Below are 19,375 nucleotides of genomic sequence, written 5' to 3'. Positions count from 1 at the left end.
GTATCAGGACTTATCTGTATATCAGGCGTGCGACCGGAGCGGCACTGGGTTAATCGTCGAGGCGCTCTTCTAACTGGCGCACTTCGTAGGTGAGCTTGTCGAGGAACTGCATGCGCCGCATCAGGCGTTCGGCCTGTTCACGGTGCTCCGCATCATTCCAACAAGCCGCGAAGCTTTGGTTCAGTACATCCTGGGCGGTTTTCAGCCGACGCTTGAACGCTGCAACACCGGCCAGATCGGCACTGTCTTGCAAGTCTTCGAGCTCTTCACGCAGCTCCATCTGCTGCAGAAGAAACTCCGGATCATGCACCGTGACCTCCAGCGGCAGCTCGCCACCATTCAAAGCGAGCAAGTAACGCGCACGCTTGGGGGGACTTTTGAGCGTCTGATAGGCCTCGTTGAGGCTCGCGGATTGCTCTAGCGCCAACCGCTGCTCACGCTCGGAAGCGTCAGCAAAGCGGTCCGGATGAACACTGCGCGCCAACTCACGGTAGCGCGTAGCCAGCTGGTCGAGGTCCAGATTGAAACTCGGTTGCAGCTCAAATAAAGCGAAATGACAAGGAGTACCCACGACAAGCCTCAGATGTTGAAGCTTTCGCCGCAGCCACATTCACCGCGTACGTTGGGGTTGTTGAACTTGAAGCCTTCGTTCAACCCTTCCTTGACGAAATCGAGCTCGGTGCCGTCCAGGTAGGCCAGGCTTTTCGGGTCGATAATCACTTTTTCACCGTGACTTTCGAACACCTGATCCTCTGCAACCACCTCGTCGACAAACTCCAGCACGTAGGCAAGGCCGGAACAGCCTGTGGTGCGAACACCCAGACGAATCCCTTCACCTTTGCCGCGCCCGTCGAGGGAGCGCCGCACGTGTCGAGCAGCCGCTTCTGTCATGCTGATAGCCATCGGTGACTCCTTACTCGTCGCCAAAACCTGAAAGTCAGATCAAGCCTTTCTTCTGCTTGTAGTCGCGAACGGCCGCTTTGATAGCGTCTTCAGCGAGTACGGAGCAGTGAATTTTCACTGGTGGCAGGGCCAGTTCTTCAGCCAGCTGAGTGTTCTTGATGGTCTCTGCTTCATCCAGAGTCTTGCCTTTCATCCACTCGGTCGCCAGGGAGCTGGAAGCAATCGCCGAACCGCAACCGTAGGTCTTGAACTTGGCGTCTTCGATGATGCCTTGCTCGTTGACCTTGATTTGCAGGCGCATAACGTCGCCGCATGCCGGAGCGCCGACCATGCCGGTGCCGACATCAGGATCTTCCGCGTCCATCTTGCCGACGTTGCGCGGGTTTTCGTAGTGGTCGATGACCTTTTCGCTGTAAGCCATGATGCTTATTCCTCACTCATCAGAGAGTCGCTCTTTAAGCCCTGCAAACCTTGGTTTTACAGGGCCGGTTCGCGGCGACTTGAAATCAGTGTGCCGCCCACTCGATTTTCGAAATGTCGACACCGTCTTTGTACATGTCCCACAGCGGCGACAAAGTGCGCAGCTTGGTAACGGCCTCGCAGACTTTCTGCGCGGCGTAGTCGATTTCTTCTTCGGTAGTGAAACGGCCGAAGGTGAAGCGAATCGAGCTGTGTGCCAGTTCGTCGTTGCGGCCCAGGGCACGCAGTACGTACGAAGGCTCCAGGGAAGCCGAGGTGCAAGCCGAACCGGACGAAACCGCCAGATCCTTGAGCGCCATGATCAGCGACTCGCCTTCAACGTAGTTGAAGCTCAGGTTCAGGTTGTGCGGTACGCGGGCGGTCATGCTGCCGTTGATGTACAGCTCTTCCAGGCCTTCGACCTGTTTGAAGAAGCGGTCGCTCAGGGCTTTGATGCGCACGTTTTCGGCAGCCATGTCTTCTTTGGCTACGCGGAAAGCTTCACCCATGCCGACGATCTGGTGGGTCGCCAGGGTGCCGGAACGCATGCCACGCTCGTGACCGCCGCCGTGCATGGTCGCTTCGATGCGAACACGCGGCTTGCGGCTGACGTACAGCGCGCCAATGCCTTTAGGGCCGTAGGTTTTGTGGGCAGAGAAGGACATCAGGTCGACTTTCAGCTTCGACAGGTCGATGTCGACCTTGCCGGTGGACTGAGCGGCGTCGACGTGGAACAGGATGCCCTTGGAACGGGTCAGTTCGCCGATGGCGGCAATGTCGTTGACGGTGCCGATTTCGTTGTTCACGTGCATGACCGAGACCAGGATGGTGTCGTCACGCAGTGCAGCTTCAATCATGGCCGGAGTTACCAGACCATCGGTCTGAGGCTCGAGGTAGGTCACTTCGAAGCCTTCACGCTCCAGTTGGCGCATGGTGTCCAGGACAGCCTTGTGCTCAATCTTGGTGGTGATCAGGTGTTTGCCCTTGGTCGCATAGAAGTGCGCCGCACCCTTGATTGCCAGGTTGTCGGATTCGGTGGCACCGGAGGTCCAGACGATTTCACGCGGATCGGCGTTGACCAGGTCTGCGACCTGACGACGGGCGTTTTCGACGGACTCTTCAGCTTTCCAGCCGAACACGTGGGAACGGGACGCCGGGTTACCGAAGTTTCCGTCGACCAGCAGGCATTCACTCATTTTTTGCGCAACACGCGGATCAACCGGGGTCGTCGCAGAGTAATCAAGGTAAATCGGCAATTTCATGGACTATCTCCTAAATCAGGCTGGCTGGCGTGCCGTTAGCTCTTTGGCTGTTATTCGACGGCGGACGCTTCAATCTTGTCCAGGCGTGGCGCCTTGCTGTTGCAACGGCGCTGGTCCTGACGCTGGGCTATATCTTGCACCTCACGGCGAGTCACAAGGTCAGCCAAGCTGATACCGCTCAGAAATTCGTGAATCTGCAGGCTCAGGTCACACCACAAGTGGTGAGTCAGACAGGTATCGCCGGAATGGCAATCGCCTTGACCCTGGCATTTGGTTGCATCGACCGATTCGTTCACCGCATCGATCACCTGGGCCACCTGAATGCCTTGCATGTCGCGGGACAATTGGTAGCCACCACCCGGACCACGGACGCTGGACACCAGATTGCTGCGGCGCAATTTGGCGAAAAGCTGTTCGAGGTAGGACAGGGAGATGCCTTGGCGCTCGGAGATATCGGCCAGGGACACCGGCCCGTGCTGCGCGTGCAACGCCAGATCGAGCATGGCGGTCACGGCGTATCGGCCTTTTGTAGTCAGTCGCATGGACAATTACCACGGAGTTCAGAATGAGGCGAGTATGCAATTCCCGAGTATTTAAGTCAACTATAAGACCTAGTACTTTAGTCAGGTTTACCCGCAAAAGAGCGGCCGCATCATAGCAAAGGCTGGACGGTTACAGCCAGCAATTGCGCGTTATCGTTCATCGCCAGCAGGCTGGCTCCCACATTTGAAATGCATTTCCCTGTGGGAGCCAGCCTGCTGGCGATGCAGTCGACTCGATCTAGCTGGCCTGACTTTGATCCTTGTCCTTGACGCAGGCGAAGTCTTCTTCGCGTAATTCAGGCAGCTCCTTGGCGCAGTAATTACTTCCCAGATCCTTCAGCGCGCCGCACATCCCCTCCAGACGACCATCGACCGCCTGCAAGTGATCCAGCAACTGACCAATGGCACGCGCCACCGGGTCAGGCATGTCTTCGCCGACACCGTAGGCATCGAAGCCGATTTTCTCGGCCATGGCTTTACGCTTGGCATCTTGCTCATCATCGGACTTGACGATGATCCGCCCTGGAATACCAACGACCGTAGCCCCCGGCGGAACCGCCTTGGTCACCACAGCATTGGAACCGACCTTGGCCCCAGCGCCGACGGTAAACGGGCCAAGCACCTTGGCGCCTGCACCGACCACCACACCATCTTCAAGGGTCGGGTGACGCTTGCCCTTGTTCCAGCTGGTGCCTCCCAGCGTCACGCCTTGATAAAGGGTGACATCATTGCCGATCTCGGCGGTTTCACCGATGACGATGCCCATGCCATGATCAATAAAGAAACGACGACCAACTTTGGCGCCCGGATGGATCTCGATCCCGGTCAACCAGCGACCAAAGTTCGACACCAGCCGCGCCAGCCATTTCAGCTCTGCGCGCCACAACGCCGCCGACAGACGGTGAATCCAGATGGCATGCATGCCCGGGTAGCAAGTCAGGACTTCAAAAGCGTTACGCGCCGCCGGGTCTCGGTGGAATACGCTCTGGATATCTTCACGCAAACGCTCGAACATTTTTAATCCTTCCGCTTTAGAAGCTCGCCACGGGCCGCTTTCTGGGTTTCCGTGAGGATGCCTCGCAATATATTCATTTCCGCCCGGCTGACCGAGCTACGTCCGTATAACCGGCGCAGGCGCGCCATCAAGTGCCGTGGTTTTTCCGGATCGAGGAATTCGATGGCCACCAGGGTTTGCTCCAGGTGTTCATAGAATCGCTCCAGCTCATCCATGGTCGCCAGCTCACCACTTTTGGTGGACGCCACTTCGTCCTTCTCGACCTTGCTCGGCTGCCCTTGGGCCGCAAGCCAGGACATGCGCACTTCATAACCCAACACCTGCACCGCCGCCCCAAGGTTCAGCGAACTGAACTCCGGGTCCGAGGGGATGTGCACGTGATAATGACATCGCTGCAGCTCTTCATTGGTCAGGCCGGAATCTTCACGACCGAACACCAAGGCAATCTCGGCGCCCTGCCCGGCTTCTTCCACTACTTTCACACCGCATTCGCGGGGGTCGAGCAACGGCCAGGGAATGCGACGGTCACGCGCACTGGTGCCCAGCACCAGGTTGCAGCCGACCAAGGCATCTTCCAGGGTGGCGACGACTTGCGCGTTTTCAAGGATATCCCCGGCACCGGAAGCACGGGCGTCGGCTTCGTGATGCGGGAATAACCGCGGTTCGACCAGCACCAGCCGCGACAGGCCCATGTTCTTCATGGCACGCGCAGCCCCGCCGATGTTGCCGGGATGACTGGTATTGACCAGGACGACACGAATGTTTTGCAGCACGGGAGGCGTTCTCGAACACAGAATCAGGGAGCCGAATCTTACAGTTACTCCGGGTGCCCCGCCTCAAAAATAACTGTTCACTTTTGACGGCGTTCAATGTCGGCATGCTGCGTTGCCGCTTCTCCCCATAGCGAGCTATGAGTCGGCGCGGCGCCTTGCCTGCCAACATTGACCACTCGTCAAAAAGTGAACGTCTTTCTGAGGCAGGACACACCGTTAAGCTATGAAAGCGAACACCGACCTTCACCTGTAGAAAAGTTCTGATAGAATGCCCGGCTTTCTTTAACAACCTTAGGTGACACATCCATGCAGCCCATGCTGAATATCGCGCTGCGCGCCGCCCGCAGCGCCAGTGAATTGATTTTCCGCTCCATCGAGCGCCTGGATACCATCAAGGTCGACGAAAAAGACGCCAAGGATTATGTATCCGAGGTGGATCGCGCCGCCGAACAGAAAATCATCGATGCGCTGCGCAAGGCCTACCCGAATCACTCGATCCTGGGTGAAGAAACCGGCATGCACGCCGGCAACGGCATCGAAGGCGAAGAGTACCTGTGGATCATCGATCCGCTGGACGGCACCACCAACTTCCTGCGCGGCATTCCTCACTTCGCTGTCAGCATCGCCTGCAAATACCGCGGTCGCCTGGAACACGCTGTTGTTCTGGATCCGGTTCGCCAGGAAGAATTCACCGCCAGCCGTGGTCGCGGCGCTCAACTGAACGGTCGTCGCCTGCGCGTCAGCGGCCGCACCAGCCTGGACGGCGCCCTGCTGGGCACCGGCTTCCCGTTCCGTGACGACCAGATGGACAACCTCGAAAACTACCTGGGCATGTTCCGCGCCCTGGTTGGCCAGACTGCCGGCATCCGCCGCGCCGGCTCGGCGAGCCTGGACCTGGCTTACGTGGCTGCCGGTCGTTTCGACGCGTTCTGGGAGTCGGGTCTGTCCGAGTGGGACATGGCTGCAGGCGCCCTGCTGATCCAGGAAGCCGGTGGCTTGATAAGCGACTTCACCGGCGGTCACGACTTCCTTGAAAAAGGCCACGTCGTTGCCGGTAACACCAAGTGCTTCAAGGCAGTGCTGACGGCTATCCAGCCGCACCTGCCGCCTTCGCTGAAGCGCTAAGCGTCCAGCGACAGAGAAAGCACCCTTCGGGGTGCTTTTTTATGTCTGGAATCCGCCCCCACAAACACCAAGGAACTATTGTGGGAGCGAGCCTGCTCGCGATGGCGGCCTCACATCCAACATCAATGTTGATTGATCGACCGCTATCGCGAGCAGGCTCGCTCCCACATGGATTGGGGGTGATGCATAAATTGTGGACACAAAAAAAGCACCTCGAAAGGTGCTTTTTTTTGAATCTTAAACCTGATTATTCAGCGATTCTCGTCGTTCTGCGACAGGATCAGCTTGCCTTCCTTGTCGACCGGAATCTGGTTACCCGGATCGCGATCCATCCGCACCTTGCCTTCCTTGCCATCCAGCGAATACCGAACATCGTAGCCAACGACCTTGTCGCTGATGTCGTTCACAGTGTTGCAGCGAGTCTGGGTCGTGGTGTAAGTGTCACGCTCCTGCATGCCTTCCTGAACCTTGTTGCCCGCATAACCACCGCCGACAGCGCCCGCAACCGTGGCAATTTTCTTGCCGGAGCCGCCGCCAACCTGATTACCCAGCAGACCGCCTGCTAATGCACCGACCACCGTACCTGCGATCTGGTGCTGATCTTTGACCGGCGCCTGCCGAGTCACGGTAACGTCCTTGCATACTTCACGTGGCGTCTTGATCTGTGTCTTGACCGGCTCAACGGCGAGTACTTGCGCATACTCAGGACCGCTTTTAACCAGGCTGTAGGTAGCGACAGCACCACCGGCAGTCACACCGACAGCACCCAAAACCGCACCAACCAGCATCGACTTGTTCACATGAACCTCCTGACCATCACATGCGGGAAAACCCGCGCTTCTCCCAGCCTTGGAGCATAAAAAAAGGCGCGAGTTCAACTCGCGCCTTTTTTGGCAAACAGCTGGAAAACGATAACCGTTATGGGCGGTCGTCGACTTCCTTCTCGGTCGCCGCAGGAGGAATCAAATCCTCGCTGCTGAGGTTCAGCCAGATCAGCACCACGTTCGCGATGTAGATCGACGAGTAAGTACCCGCCAGAACACCGATGAACAGCGCAATGGAGAAGCCGAACAGGTTATCGCCACCGAAGAACAACAGGGCCGCAATCGCCAGCAACGTCGAGATCGAGGTCGCCATGGTCCGCAGCAGGGTTTGCGTGGTCGAGATGTTGATGTTCTCGATCAGGCTCGCCTTGCGCAGTACACGGAAGTTCTCGCGAACCCGGTCAAATACCACGATGGTGTCGTTGAGCGAGTAACCAATGATCGCCAGTACCGCCGCCAAAACCGTCAGATCGAAAGTGATCTGGAAGAACGACAGAATACCGATGGTCACGATCACGTCGTGGATCAACGAAACGATGGCGCCGACCGCAAACTTCCACTGAAAGCGGAACGCCAGGTAGATCAGGATACCGCCCAGCGCCATCAGCATGCCGAGGCCGCCCTGGTCGCGCAGCTCTTCACCCACCTGCGGGCCGACGAACTCTACGCGCTTGACCTGCGCAGGGTTGTCGCCGCCGACCTTTTGCAAGGCCTCGGCCACCTGGTGACCCAGTTGCGGATCTTCACCCGGCATACGCACCAGCAGGTCGGTGGTTGCACCGAAGTTCTGCACGATGGCTTCGTGATAACCCGCTGTCACCAGCTGCTCACGCACCTTGGTGACGTCGGCCGGACGCTCGTAGGTCAGCTCGATGAGCGTACCGCCGGTGAAGTCCAGGCCCCAGTTCATGCCCTTGGTGGCAACACTGAACAACGCCAGTACTGTAAGGAACAATGTGACGCCGAACGCAAAGTTGCGAACGCCCATGAAGTTGATTGTACGTAACATGGCAGCCCCTTAAATCCACAACTTCTTGAAGTCACGACCGCCGAAGATCAGGTTGACCATCGCGCGGGTCACCATGATGGCCGTGAACATCGAGGTAAAGATCCCGAGGGACATGGTCACTGCGAAACCTTTGACCGGGCCGGTGCCCATCGCAAAGAGAATCCCGCCGACCAACAAGGTGGTCAGGTTGGCGTCGAGAATCGCGGTGAATGCCCGGCCGAAGCCTTCGTTGATTGCCCGTTGAACGGTCATGCCCGCCGCGATTTCTTCACGTATCCGCGAGAAGATCAGAACGTTGGCGTCGACCGCCATACCCATGGTCAATACGATACCGGCGATACCTGGCAGGGTCAGCGTTGCCCCCAGCAAAGACATCAAGGCCAGCAGCAGCACCATGTTCACCGCCAGAGCGACAGTGGCGATAATGCCGAAGAAGCGGTAGATGGCGATGATGAACAGCGAGACAAACAGCATGCCCCACAGCGATGCATCGATACCCTTGGTGATGTTGTCGGCACCCAGGCTTGGACCAATGGTTCGCTCTTCAGCGAAGTACATCGGGGCAGCCAGACCACCGGCACGCAGCAACAGTGCCAGCTCGGAAGACTCGCCCTGGCCGTTCAGGCCAGTGATGCGGAACTGAGCACCCAGCGGCGACTGGATGGTCGCCAGGCTGATGATCTTCTTCTCTTCTTTGAACGTTTGAACCGCGACGTCTTTCTCGACGCCGTTGACCATCTGCTTGGTGTAGGTGGTAACAGGGCGCTGCTCGATGAAGATCACCGCCATGCTGCGACCGACGTTGCTGCGAGTCGCACGACTCATCAGCTCGCCACCATGACCATCCAGACGAATGTTCACTTCTGGCGTGCCTTGCTCGCCGAAGCCAGCCTTGGCGTCAGTCACCTGGTCACCGGTGATGATCAGGCCACGCTCGATCTGTGCCGGCGGACGATTGCCTTCACGGAACTCGAAGGTTTCGGAAGTGGCTTTCGAAGCACCCGGCTCAGCTGCCAGACGGAACTCAAGGTTGGCCGTCTTGCCGAGGATACGCTTGGCTTCTGCAGTGTCCTGAACGCCCGGCAGCTCAACCACGATGCGGTTGGCGCCCTGACGCTGAACGATCGGTTCGGCAACACCCAGCTCGTTGACGCGGTTACGTACCGTGGTCAAGTTCTGCTTGATGGAGTATTCGCGGATTTCCGCCAGCTTGGCCGGGGTCATCGCCAGACGCAGCACCAACTGACCATTGAGGTCGGCCGGAACAATGTCGAAATCAGTGAAGTTCTTGCGGATCAGCACACGGGCTTGTTCGCGGGCTGCTTCATCAGTGAAGCCCAGCTGAATGGCACCGTTGAATTGCGGCAGGCTGCGATAGCGCAGTTTATCTTTACGCAACAGGCTCTTTACGTCGCCTTCGTACACCTTCAAGCGTGCGTCGATGGCTTTGTCCATGTCCACTTCCAGCAGGAAGTGCACACCACCGGACAAGTCCAGACCCAGCTTCATCGGGTGCGCGCCCAGGTTGCGCAGCCATTGTGGCGTGGTTTGTGCCAGGTTCAGTGCAACAACGTAGTCATCGCCCAACACCTTGCGCACGACGTCTTTGGCAGGCAGCTGAGCTTCAGCCTTGGTCAGACGAATCAGACCACCCTTGCCGTTCGCCGACAGCGTGGCAGCCTTGACGCTGATCCCGGATTCCTTGAGCGCAGCGCTCACGCGATCCAGATCAGCCTGAGTGACGACCAGCGCAGTGCTTGCGCCGCTGACCTGAATGGCCGGGTCATCAGGATATAAATTGGGAGCGGAATAAATCAAACCGACCGCCAGCACCGCCAGGATCAGAATGTATTTCCACAGAGGGTATTTGTTCAGCATCACGCCGCCCGCTATATGACGCGGGGCGCCTTGCGCGCCCCGTCGATTGAGTAGAAGTTGAAACTTAGATCGCTTTTAGCGTGCCTTTTGGCAGCGTGGCGGCAATGGCGCCTTTCTGGAATTTCATTTCGACGGTGTCGGAAACTTCCAGAACGACGAAATCGTCTGCCACTTTAGTGATCTTGCCGGCGATACCACCGGTGGTCACAACTTCATCGCCTTTTTGCAGGCTGCTCAGCAGGTTCTTCTGCTCTTTGGCGCGCTTGGCCTGTGGACGCCAGATCATCAGGTAGAAGATAACCAGGAAACCGACCAGGAAAATCCACTCAAAGCCGCCACCCATTGGGCCCGCAGCAGCAGGTGCAGCAGCGTCAGCCATGGCATTAGAGATAAAAAAGCTCATTTAGCACTCCAGTTGCAAATGTTGGATCTTAGGGTCAGAAAACTCAATCCAAAGGCGGAACAGGTAACCCGCGTTTGGCGTAGAAGGCATCGACAAAGGCGGCCAATGTACCTTGTTGAATAGACTCGCGCAAACCAGCCATAAGCACCTGGTAATGGCGCAAATTGTGGATGGTATTCAACATGCTACCCAACATTTCGCCGCACTTGTCCAGATGGTGCAGATAAGCACGGGAGAAGTTCTGGCAGGTGTAGCAATCGCAGGTCGGATCCAGCGGCGAATCATCATGGCGATGGAACGCGTTACGGATCTTCAGCACGCCTGTGTCAATGAACAGATGCCCATTGCGGGCATTACGGGTTGGCATCACGCAATCGAACATGTCCACACCGCGGCGCACACCCTCAACCAGATCTTCCGGTTTGCCAACGCCCATAAGGTAACGAGGTTTGTCAGCCGGCATCTGACCCGGCAGGTAATCCAGCACCTTGATCATTTCGTGCTTGGGCTCGCCCACCGACAGACCGCCAATGGCCAGGCCATCAAAGCCAATCTGGTCGAGGCCTTCCAGGGAGCGCATGCGCAGGTCCTGGTGCATGCCGCCCTGCACGATGCCAAACAGCGCCGCCGTGTTGTCGCCATGGGCTTCTTTCGAGCGCTTGGCCCAACGCAACGACAGCTCCATCGACACGCGAGCGACGTCTTCGTCAGCCGGGTACGGAGTGCATTCGTCGAAAATCATCACGATGTCCGAGCCCAGGTCACGCTGAACCTGCATCGACTCTTCCGGGCCCATGAACACTTTGGCGCCGTCGACCGGAGAAGCGAAGGTCACGCCCTCCTCCTTGATCTTGCGCATGGCGCCCAGGCTGAACACCTGAAAACCACCGGAGTCGGTCAGAATCGGGCCTTTCCACTGCATGAAATCGTGCAGGTCGCCGTGCTTCTTGATCACTTCAGTGCCAGGACGCAGCCACAAGTGGAAGGTGTTGCCCAGAATGATTTCCGCGCCCGTGGCGGTGATATCCCGCGGCAACATGCCCTTGACGGTGCCGTAGGTGCCCACCGGCATGAACGCCGGGGTTTCTACGGTGCCGCGTGGAAAGGTCAAACGACCGCGACGAGCCTTGCCGTCAGTAGCAAGCAACTCAAACGACATACGACTTTGGCGACTCATTCTGTTTCCTCTGGGCCACGTGGTGCGGGGTTACGGGTGATAAACATCGCATCACCGTAGCTGAAAAAGCGGTATCCATGCTCGACGGCCGCTTTATAAGCAGCCATGGCTTCGGGATAACCGGCGAACGCCGAAACCAGCATCAACAGCGTGGATTCGGGCAAATGGAAGTTCGTGACCAGAGCATCGACCACATGAAACGGTCGGCCTGGGTAGATGAAAATGTCGGTGTCGCCACTGAACGGCTTGAGCACACCATCGCGCGCAGCACTTTCCAGCGAACGCACGCTGGTGGTCCCCACGGCCACCACGCGACCACCGCGAGCGCGGCAGGCCGCCACCGCATCCACCACGTCCTGGCCGACTTCCAGCCATTCGCTGTGCATGTGGTGATCTTCGATCTTCTCGACGCGCACCGGCTGGAACGTGCCGGCGCCGACGTGCAAGGTCACGAACGCGGTGTCGATACCCTTGGCGGCAATCGCCTCCATCAGCGGCTGATCGAAATGCAGGCCCGCCGTCGGCGCCGCCACAGCGCCCAGGCGCTCGGCGTAGACCGTCTGATAACGCTCACGGTCCGAGCCTTCATCCGGGCGGTCTATATAAGGCGGCAACGGCATGTGCCCGACGCGGTCGAGCAGCGGCAACACCTCTTCGGCGAACCCCAACTCAAACAACGCATCGTGACGCGCCAGCATCTCGGCCTCGCCACCGCCATCAATCAGGATCTTGGAACCCGGTTTCGGCGACTTGCTGGAGCGCACATGCGCCAGCACGCGATGACTGTCGAGCACGCGCTCGACCAGGATTTCCAGCTTGCCGCCGGAAGCCTTCTGGCCAAACAGCCGCGCCGGAATCACCCGGGTATTGTTGAACACCATCAAATCGCCTGGGCGCAAATGCTCAAGCAAATCAGTGAATTGACGGTGTGCCAGGGCGCCGCTGACCCCATCAAGGGTCAACAGGCGACTGTTGCGACGCTCGGCCAAAGGATGGCGGGCGATCAGCGAATCGGGGAGTTCGAAGGTAAAGTCAGCAACGCGCATGATGGGGTTCGTCTAGCAGGGCCGGGAAGTCTAGCGGAAATATCAAAAATTCTCCATGTACCTGATTGACCAACGGTTATCTCATCTCTATACTCCGCGGCCATTGAGCCCTGATGGCGGAATTGGTAGACGCGGCGGATTCAAAATCCGTTTTCGAAAGGAGTGGGAGTTCGAGTCTCCCTCGGGGCACCAAAATTAAGAAAGGTCTTGCTTAGCAAGGCCTTTTTTTTCGTCTGTCGGAAAGTGAGCTTGCTTACCGCTGTCGTGTAGCAGCTGCCGAAGGCTGCGAGCTTTTGATCTTCGTATTCTTGCCTGTACGACCCCTCTCAAGGATTCATCCCATGGAACTGCTGCTGGAAACCGTCGCCCTGTTCTGCCTCAAGCTTGCTTATGAGACGGAGGATTCGAGTCCGATCCTTCGGGATGATTTGGTGATGAGTGAGTATGAGCGGGAGGTGTTTGGCTTACTCTTGCGCAGGGGCGATGTTGACTCGATCCAGTTTAGAGTGTCGCACTGCGTGGGTTTGGCATTGGAAGCTTTAGACGGTGTTGATACGCCAATGGGGCGGGAGCTGAACAGGTTGTCAGCTGATTTCAGCGCCGCGCAGACGATGGATCAGCTTGAAGCCCCGCTCATTGCGCTCAAGGAATATCTGAAAGACATTCAGTGAATGCTCGGGTCAGGAGCAGGCTTGAAACCCCTTTACACCGAGGGATACTGGGTTGAAATGAGAATGGACCTGTCCACTTTTCCATTGCGCCCTAGAGCGCTGGGCCTGCAGTTTTCGCGACGAGTTTTACCCGCGATCCGCGCAAATGGAGCGCTACACACACTGGAAAATCCCGGTGCATGAGGCTCTGGTCGAAGGTCCTCGAGCCAGGATCGAAGTTCAGGCCTTCTGCATTCAGCAACTGCTCGAAGCCGCTAGCCACCTGTCCAACGCTGCTGACCACTCACAAGGTTACTACCGCGTCGCTTGCCTGCTGGTGTGGCGATGGGTTCATCAGAGCGAGATCACCGTTTTCTATGACCGGGACTATTATTTGGGTTTTCTTGGTGAAACTAACGCGCTCATGCCAGAGCGAATCAGTCATGCGCTTGCGTTGCACATGCCAGCAAATTTCATTGAGCACGGGCATGACGTTACTCAGCCTGACGATGAAATCGCAGTGCAGTGGTGGTGCATCGGGGAACCGGCCTGATGTGGAGAAAAGAGAGGACAAACTTTTTCTCCACACTAGAACTCTAGCAAGAATGATCCAAAAAAACGGGAAAGATTTATTCCCATTCACTCTGTTAAGAATTTCAAGTCCAAACGATTTCAGCAAGGCACTTTTTTCAAGCAGGCAACACAAACCTCGCTTCAAGCCTATGCAGCAATTCAAACGTATTCAAGAAAGGAACATTCAGCTCCTTACAAATATTAGGAATGATGAATTTTCGCTTAGCTTCGAGATTCAATACTTCGTGAGTAACTACTGTAGCCCCTGAAGTCATCGCCTTCGCAATCAACCAAGGGTCAGCACCCGCTAAAAATTCCTCCATAGCGCCAGTTTTCATCTTAGGCACTTGATCAGCAACAAGCCCCGCAATCTGCATGAATGCCAGTTGCGTATCCTGACCGGTGGTGGAGTGAAAGAAATCAGAATTGTCCTTCGCCCAACCCGCTAGATCGTCATGCCCTTTTGTTAGTTCATCCATTACAGGTGCAATGGTGGCTAAAGCCAACGCTTCATTTTTCAGCAATAACCATTGCCAAAAACCAGGACAGATTGTCATGCCGTAGTAACGGTTCTTTGCTTCGATCAGCGTGTTAGCGTCGAGTAAATAATTCATTCCGTGATCTTACTTGCGAGTGTCCTTAACTTGGCAGGTTGCACGCCGAGCAAGTGTCCAGCCTCGCGTAGCAGCATCCGACCACTCATTGCTTCAGTCAGTACTGCTTTGCTTAGGCGAGGGCTGTTTTTCGCGGTGGAGTTACGGTAATAGTCACCCGCGCCACCTTTTTCATCCTGGAAAGCCCTGAGGATCATTCGATAGTAAACGCTGTAATGCGCTTGGATTATATAACCAAGGTCTAATGCCCGACGACCGATGGCTAATTTACTAATGTGAAACCGAGTGGCTAGCGGAGCTAAATTGTCCTCCCAGTTAACATCAGGGTTCCACAGGGCACGAAATTGGGCTTCGGGAGCCAGAAACTCACCTGCAACTGCATTGCAGAAGCGCTCCTCATCTCGACCATTGGCGGTGTTTCCGTCAGACACTCCACTGCTACCAATCCAGATATGGGCCAGCTCGTGAAGTAAGGTGAACAGCCGGGCAGTGGGGGCATCGGAACTGTTGACGAATACCACGGGGGCGTAGGTATTACTGATGGCAAAACCCCGGAACTCGCTGACTTCAAGTTTGCGATGAGTATTTCCTAGCGCAATGCCACTGCGCATAACCAAAATGCCAGCCGCTTCTGCAGCTTCGATCAAGGCACGGCTGTATTTGTCGTAATCCAATCGAGCAGCGTCAGGGTTCACACCGAGCGTCCGGCGGATATCGTCCACCACCTCTGCGACTTGAGATCGGCTGCTGAAGCGACCGACAAATGCCAGCGGCTGATGTTCCTGGTGTTGCAGATATTCCAGATACCAGTCCTGCTTACGCATGGAGTCCCTGACGGTGTCCAACAACTCCAGGCTGGGACGTTGAGGCGCAATATCGCCGACGGTCCGAAGATCAGGTAAAGGCAGTTGTTCAAATGGCGGGCGCACAAGAAACAAGAAGCCAAAAGGGATGTGAACGAGACTCGCCCACTTTTGAGCCTGAAGGAATGTTGGCTTGGTCTCGCCAGCCTCCCATTCCTCTACTCGATCAGGTTTCACTGGCAGCTTTTTAGCAACCTGCTCAGTAGAGAGACCTGCGCGCTCACGAGACCATGTGAGCAGGCCTGGATTGACTAAGGCGGCTTGGCTCATAGGGTCACAGGCAAATTAGATGGGTCCAGCAAACGTTCGAGAGCATCCTTTGCAGATGCAGCCGACTGACGCGGGGACCGGTTATCTGGCATTGCCTTTCTCCTTGGCTATTAATGGTCTAGTGGGCAGCGTCTACAGATTAGTCGAGTAGCAGAGCTACGTCGGAAGAAGCACGCGAGTATGAGGTAAATACGCAACGACTCGAAGCGCAAATATGTAACCCGCAGACGGATGGCACCGCCGTGTTTCAACACATTTCATGACTTAAGTGCAGCTCGACGCCGCGACTTCATAACCCGAGTTCACCCCGCGATCGACCAGATTATTACGCAGAAATTTGGAGGGTTGCAGTAACGAGATCCCCACGATACCCTCCCACCGTCGCTGCCAATTCAGCGACCGGGCTTGGTAACCCGAGGTAAATCACTGCGCAACAGTGCCATGCGTTCGCAGGCGCTTTTTTTTCGCCTGCGATCTGCGTTATGGCGGCTGTGCGTGGGACGTCTTCGGACGTGCCGGTTTCCTTGATTTCCCGGTTTACCAACCTGCGCACAGCTGCCACCCATTCGCTTGGTAACGAATTGTGGCGGCTCTTAAAAATTAAGGAGCTTCACAATGCGCTGTATGGATACGTACAAAATTTGGCTTTGCCCTCAACGCGACTCCCAGTTGCGTAACGTCCCACTGTCTGCCCTCTCCAACCGCCTCTCCATCACCGGAGGTGGCCAATGACCGATCAATCAGAGCTGAAAACCATCGGCCTAACACCTGCCATTTACTGCGCAGATCAACCACTTTTCCATGTCACTCGTGGCGTTCCACTCGGTGATGCATTAGCCATGGCTTCTGACTTTCTGTTTCTCGCCAAGAAGCTGAACGAAGATGCCGCCTACGCCACAGACACCGACCGCCACGCTTGGGCCGCGCATTATTTGACGGCGATGAGTAAGGCGGTGGTTGATGATGCGGTGAAGGTGCTTGGGCGGGGTCGGGGTCGGGGTTCTGCGGCGACACCTGAGCGGACGGCGACGACTGAAGAGTAGCGGCTGAAAAATAGGGAGCGGACTGCTTGTGATGACGGCAGTCGGTTCAGCATTGACTGAACCGGCGCTTTCGCGAGCAGGCTCGCTCCCGCAGAAGGACCGTGTGATGGCGTCCATGAATATTGGATTACAGCTTGATACGTACGAAGCCCGCAGCGGATCTTGCGTACTTCGCAGAGTCTGAAACTTGAGGTTACCGAGTCAAATTGACTGGGAAACGAGCTGACCAACAATCTCCTGTCTCGAGACGAAGTCACACAGGGATTGTCATGACCATGGACACACGGAAAAAACATCCTTTCGACGACATTTGGAACCGGAAGCGTCCGAACGGTGGCGCCTCGTGGGCCGGCTGGAATCCGCCCCCGAAGCCAGAGCCGGAATATATCCCCAAAGATGAATGGCCAATTCCCAAGGATCGTACAGACCCGGTTTTTGCCAAGTGCTGCACACCTGAAAACTGGGGGAGCACTCACGCCGGTAGCAACACCATGCCCGCCTCGGACTTTGGCAAGGTCATGCTGACTGGTTCGATGCTTGTCCCGTCGGCGGCAGAGGCTGCCGGACTCGCTCTAGGGTTCGACGCTGTACTGGGGCGCATAGCGGGTGGCGGCATCATGCAAAACGGATTCACCTGGGCATTGCGTGGAAATCCTGCCGGGGTGTTTGTGTTGGGCATGCTTCCGACCAAAATGGGCGACGGCACGCTCTATACCGACGATCAGCTACGCAGCATGACCCGTGCTCCGACCCGCGTGCGCTTTCAGTTTCGCCGCGATGCTGAGGGCGTGTTACAGGTTTACGGCATTCATACCGGCCCGTTAGGTGATGACACGGTCCGCACGGTGCAAGCCCAGTGGAACACCTCCAAGACCGCGATCGAAGCCGAGCTAAATGGCGCCACCATCCTGTGGACACCTAGAGGACGATCAGGCATACCGCCAATGGTCCACCCTGACGCCAGCAACAGCCAAGGCACAATTCTCGTACACCCGATCCCGGAAGGAACAGATTCCCAGATCGAGGGCTATCCGGTAGATGACGGCATAGAGGCCGATGACTGCATTCTGGTCTTTCCGGCAGACTCAGGCCTGAGCTCGTTGTACTTGGTGTTTTCGAGGCCTCTCGGCGGTGGTGATATCCAATACCACAAGCCGCCTTTGGGCTTGCCTGCATTCCCGGATACGGTCCCTGTTAAATCCAAGAGTAGTGTCCAGGGTGGCGGGGGCAAACGTAGTCGCTGGAAAGATCGAAAGGGCCGGATATACGAGTGGGATAGCCAACACGGCGCGGTTGAAATGTACGATTCACAGGGGAAACATCTTGGAGAGTTCAATCCAGAAACGGGTGAACAGACCAAGCCTGCAAAGCCAGGCAGAACCACGCCAAAATAGGATATGAGGTCGATTATGTTTTTATGGATTAGCGGTTTTTTACAAGGCGATGTTGAGGATGACTCGCTGAAATACGACCACACCGTTCAGCCTGAGCATGAGGCAGCGGTATTGGAGGTTCTTGGCTGGGACAGCCTCGAGGGGAGTCCAGATGGGGAATGGTTACTAACCAGCAATCAAGTGCAGCAGATTGCAGTATTAATCAATGAGCCCCTACCGACCGAACTAGACCTATTCATTGGGGTGCGGGCGTAGCCAACCTACGGGCAATCTCTCAGCAAGCCGGACCAGGCGCGTCACTGGCACGACCACGGCGCCCGACAGGTATCGCCAGTAACACAGGCATTGCTGCTAGCTGGGGAACAAGGGGACCGGGAACAAGGGGACAGATTTATTTATCTGAAAAATAAATCTGTTCCCTTTTTGCTTTTCCAGATGCCGTACTCAGTCCGTCAAAGAGCTCTGTCAAAGGTGTTGGACATAAGCGAAAACGCTGGAAAGACCGCAAGGGACGAATTTATGAATGGGATTACGAGAATGGCAGGGTTGAGCTCTACGACAAACGAGGCAAGCATTTGGGAGAGTTCAACCCTGACACGGGCGAGCGAGCAAAGGACGCCGAGCCAGGCCGAACCACGCCAAAGTAACTTTGATAGGAGTCAGAAAAATGCTGCATGAGATTCTTGCATTCGACAAGGGAACTGAGGAGCTGGCGTTCAGCATTGAAATCCCCGCCGACCGGTTCGGTCAGTTGGCAGAGCTTATGGCGTGGAGTGAGCCGGAAGACGCCATTTATGAATACGACTTAACGCCAGATCAGATAAGGCGCCTTGAAAGCATGACTGGAAAAGCTTTCAGCAGTCCGGACTACATCTTTCAACTGTCCTGTAGTGCCTGATGGATTATGTCGGAGCGTTCATTCTGCGGCCATCTGGATCCGGAGTTTGCGGTCTACCTGAAACACCGCATCGTCTGATGTCACGACTGCTGCGCAGCCGAACGCAGGCTTCGCCAGCTGCTACAGATCGCGTTATGGCTTAACTGATCGGCATTTGGGCAAGCCCCCTCCCACTGGGATTGCGGGGGCTTTTTCGTGTTTGGGTCAGAGCACGTGCTGGGAAATCAGTTTTGAGATTTCCACCATCGACGTCTTGCCGGTGAATTCAAACTTCACTTTGCCCAACGACGAAAAGTAAATCTCCAGCTCCGAGTCCAGATCAAACGTCCCGGACGTTTCCACCGAGTACGCCACGATGTTTTTATAAGGCAGCGAGGTGAAGTCTTTTTTGCTGCCGGTGATGCCCTGTACGTTGACGGCGATGATGCGTTTGTTGGTGAACACTACGCCGTCGCGCATGGATTTGTAGGCGTCGATGACCTGCTCCCCTTCCAGCAGCAGCGCGCTGACGCGTTCGGCGTATTCTTCGTTTTGCTTGAGTTTGAAGAAGCCTTTGTTGTTGAAATCAATCATTTGTCATTCCCTGTTTTTTGAATGTAAATCCCGAGTACGAGCTGCGTACGACGCCTTGGGCTGGGCCTCGTCTAGACTTAA

The 19,375-nt window shown here is 56.3% G+C and carries 24 protein-coding genes and 1 tRNA gene; 9 read left to right on the top strand and 16 right to left on the bottom strand.

The window, feature by feature from the left end; genetic code table 11:
- Window positions 1–49: 49 nt before the first annotated feature.
- The 7 genes from hscB to trmJ form a co-directional block, all read right to left on the bottom strand.
- Entirely contained in the window at window positions 50–571 is a 522-nt protein-coding gene (gene hscB, locus J2Y56_RS16245; RefSeq protein ID WP_007948175.1) for a co-chaperone HscB, read from the bottom strand.
- A gap of 8 nt (window positions 572–579) precedes the next feature.
- Window positions 580–903 carry an iron-sulfur cluster assembly protein IscA gene (gene iscA / locus J2Y56_RS16240; RefSeq protein WP_003227904.1) on the bottom strand — a complete coding sequence of 108 codons (324 nt, stop codon included), beginning with the start codon at window positions 901–903 and terminating at the stop codon, window positions 580–582.
- A gap of 34 nt (window positions 904–937) precedes the next feature.
- Entirely contained in the window at window positions 938–1,324 is a 387-nt protein-coding gene (gene iscU, locus J2Y56_RS16235) for a Fe-S cluster assembly scaffold IscU (RefSeq protein ID WP_003443374.1), read from the bottom strand.
- An 85-nt stretch (window positions 1,325–1,409) separates the two neighbouring features.
- Window positions 1,410–2,624 (bottom strand): IscS subfamily cysteine desulfurase, encoded by a 1,215-nt coding sequence (locus tag J2Y56_RS16230; protein ID WP_310336478.1) that lies wholly within the window; start codon window positions 2,622–2,624, stop codon window positions 1,410–1,412.
- A 50-nt stretch (window positions 2,625–2,674) separates the two neighbouring features.
- Window positions 2,675–3,166, bottom strand: a complete 492-nt coding sequence (gene iscR, locus J2Y56_RS16225; RefSeq protein WP_007948177.1) for a Fe-S cluster assembly transcriptional regulator IscR — start codon at window positions 3,164–3,166, stop codon at window positions 2,675–2,677.
- 238 nt (window positions 3,167–3,404) lie between these two features.
- Window positions 3,405–4,181 (bottom strand): serine O-acetyltransferase, encoded by a 777-nt coding sequence (gene cysE, locus J2Y56_RS16220; RefSeq protein ID WP_007948179.1) that lies wholly within the window; start codon window positions 4,179–4,181, stop codon window positions 3,405–3,407.
- A 2-nt stretch (window positions 4,182–4,183) separates the two neighbouring features.
- Window positions 4,184–4,954: a tRNA (cytosine(32)/uridine(32)-2'-O)-methyltransferase TrmJ gene (gene trmJ / locus J2Y56_RS16215; RefSeq protein ID WP_310336481.1), complete on the bottom strand. Its 771-nt coding sequence runs from the start codon at window positions 4,952–4,954 to the stop codon at window positions 4,184–4,186.
- 306 nt (window positions 4,955–5,260) lie between these two features.
- Here trmJ and suhB point away from each other — a divergent pair, with 306 nt between their 5' ends.
- Window positions 5,261–6,079, top strand: coding sequence for an inositol-phosphate phosphatase (gene suhB / locus J2Y56_RS16210; protein ID WP_007948182.1), 819 nt, complete (start codon window positions 5,261–5,263; stop codon window positions 6,077–6,079).
- 251 nt (window positions 6,080–6,330) lie between these two features.
- Here the strand turns inward: suhB and J2Y56_RS16205 are convergent, their stop codons facing one another.
- The 6 genes from J2Y56_RS16205 to queA form a co-directional block, all read right to left on the bottom strand.
- The gene (locus tag J2Y56_RS16205; RefSeq protein WP_150782446.1) at window positions 6,331–6,879 is read right to left on the bottom strand and encodes a glycine zipper 2TM domain-containing protein; all 549 of its coding nucleotides are present in this window, start codon (window positions 6,877–6,879) and stop codon (window positions 6,331–6,333) included.
- Window positions 6,880–6,997: 118 nt separating this feature from the next.
- The gene (secF, locus tag J2Y56_RS16200; protein ID WP_007948184.1) at window positions 6,998–7,912 is read right to left on the bottom strand and encodes a protein translocase subunit SecF; all 915 of its coding nucleotides are present in this window, start codon (window positions 7,910–7,912) and stop codon (window positions 6,998–7,000) included.
- Window positions 7,913–7,921: 9 nt separating this feature from the next.
- Window positions 7,922–9,790, bottom strand: a complete 1,869-nt coding sequence (gene secD, locus J2Y56_RS16195) for a protein translocase subunit SecD (protein ID WP_310351360.1) — start codon at window positions 9,788–9,790, stop codon at window positions 7,922–7,924.
- A gap of 64 nt (window positions 9,791–9,854) precedes the next feature.
- A complete protein-coding gene (yajC, locus tag J2Y56_RS16190) occupies window positions 9,855–10,193 on the bottom strand; it encodes a preprotein translocase subunit YajC (RefSeq protein WP_007916913.1) in 339 nt (112 codons plus the stop codon).
- A 43-nt stretch (window positions 10,194–10,236) separates the two neighbouring features.
- The gene (tgt, locus tag J2Y56_RS16185) at window positions 10,237–11,352 is read right to left on the bottom strand and encodes a tRNA guanosine(34) transglycosylase Tgt (protein WP_223512204.1); all 1,116 of its coding nucleotides are present in this window, start codon (window positions 11,350–11,352) and stop codon (window positions 10,237–10,239) included.
- Window positions 11,353–11,366: 14 nt separating this feature from the next.
- The gene (gene queA / locus J2Y56_RS16180) at window positions 11,367–12,416 is read right to left on the bottom strand and encodes a tRNA preQ1(34) S-adenosylmethionine ribosyltransferase-isomerase QueA (protein ID WP_310351355.1); all 1,050 of its coding nucleotides are present in this window, start codon (window positions 12,414–12,416) and stop codon (window positions 11,367–11,369) included.
- 107 nt (window positions 12,417–12,523) lie between these two features.
- Between queA and J2Y56_RS16175 the strand changes: the two genes are divergently transcribed.
- From J2Y56_RS16175 to J2Y56_RS16165, 3 genes are all read left to right on the top strand, one after another.
- Window positions 12,524–12,608, top strand: a tRNA-Leu gene (locus J2Y56_RS16175).
- A gap of 149 nt (window positions 12,609–12,757) precedes the next feature.
- Complete coding sequence (locus J2Y56_RS16170) at window positions 12,758–13,087, top strand: hypothetical protein (protein WP_310351353.1); 330 nt, start codon at window positions 12,758–12,760, stop codon at window positions 13,085–13,087.
- Between the two features lie 145 nt (window positions 13,088–13,232).
- A complete protein-coding gene (locus J2Y56_RS16165) occupies window positions 13,233–13,619 on the top strand; it encodes a DUF3916 domain-containing protein (RefSeq protein WP_405046862.1) in 387 nt (128 codons plus the stop codon).
- A gap of 136 nt (window positions 13,620–13,755) precedes the next feature.
- Here the strand turns inward: J2Y56_RS16165 and J2Y56_RS16160 are convergent, their stop codons facing one another.
- On the bottom strand, window positions 13,756–14,253 hold the full coding sequence (locus J2Y56_RS16160) for a DUF4411 family protein (protein WP_310351350.1): 498 nt from the start codon (window positions 14,251–14,253) through the stop codon (window positions 13,756–13,758).
- Window positions 14,250–15,386 (bottom strand): ImmA/IrrE family metallo-endopeptidase, encoded by a 1,137-nt coding sequence (locus J2Y56_RS16155; RefSeq protein WP_310351346.1) that lies wholly within the window; start codon window positions 15,384–15,386, stop codon window positions 14,250–14,252. The genes J2Y56_RS16160 and J2Y56_RS16155 overlap by 4 nt, the downstream gene beginning before the upstream one ends.
- A gap of 728 nt (window positions 15,387–16,114) precedes the next feature.
- On the opposite strand from J2Y56_RS16155, the gene J2Y56_RS16150 reads away from it, so the two are divergent.
- From J2Y56_RS16150 to J2Y56_RS16130, 5 genes are all read left to right on the top strand, one after another.
- Window positions 16,115–16,429, top strand: a complete 315-nt coding sequence (locus J2Y56_RS16150) for a DUF3077 domain-containing protein (protein WP_310351344.1) — start codon at window positions 16,115–16,117, stop codon at window positions 16,427–16,429.
- A gap of 269 nt (window positions 16,430–16,698) precedes the next feature.
- A complete protein-coding gene (locus J2Y56_RS16145; RefSeq protein ID WP_310351342.1) occupies window positions 16,699–17,823 on the top strand; it encodes an S-type pyocin domain-containing protein in 1,125 nt (374 codons plus the stop codon).
- A 15-nt stretch (window positions 17,824–17,838) separates the two neighbouring features.
- Window positions 17,839–18,078 (top strand): pyocin S6 family toxin immunity protein, encoded by a 240-nt coding sequence (locus tag J2Y56_RS16140; RefSeq protein WP_310351339.1) that lies wholly within the window; start codon window positions 17,839–17,841, stop codon window positions 18,076–18,078.
- A gap of 155 nt (window positions 18,079–18,233) precedes the next feature.
- Window positions 18,234–18,470: a colicin E3/pyocin S6 family cytotoxin gene (locus J2Y56_RS16135; RefSeq protein ID WP_310351454.1), complete on the top strand. Its 237-nt coding sequence runs from the start codon at window positions 18,234–18,236 to the stop codon at window positions 18,468–18,470.
- 20 nt (window positions 18,471–18,490) lie between these two features.
- Window positions 18,491–18,721, top strand: a complete 231-nt coding sequence (locus J2Y56_RS16130; RefSeq protein WP_310351336.1) for a hypothetical protein — start codon at window positions 18,491–18,493, stop codon at window positions 18,719–18,721.
- A 204-nt stretch (window positions 18,722–18,925) separates the two neighbouring features.
- On the opposite strand, the gene J2Y56_RS16125 is transcribed toward J2Y56_RS16130, so the two are convergent.
- On the bottom strand, window positions 18,926–19,294 hold the full coding sequence (locus tag J2Y56_RS16125; RefSeq protein ID WP_310336493.1) for a PH domain-containing protein: 369 nt from the start codon (window positions 19,292–19,294) through the stop codon (window positions 18,926–18,928).
- Between the last annotated feature and the right edge of the window lie 81 nt (window positions 19,295–19,375).

Origin of the sequence: Pseudomonas sp. BE134 (assembly GCF_031456105.1) — a bacterium.
Taxonomy (GTDB): Bacteria; Pseudomonadota; Gammaproteobacteria; order Pseudomonadales; family Pseudomonadaceae; genus Aquipseudomonas.
This window is presented reverse-complemented; position numbering and strand designations above follow the sequence as displayed.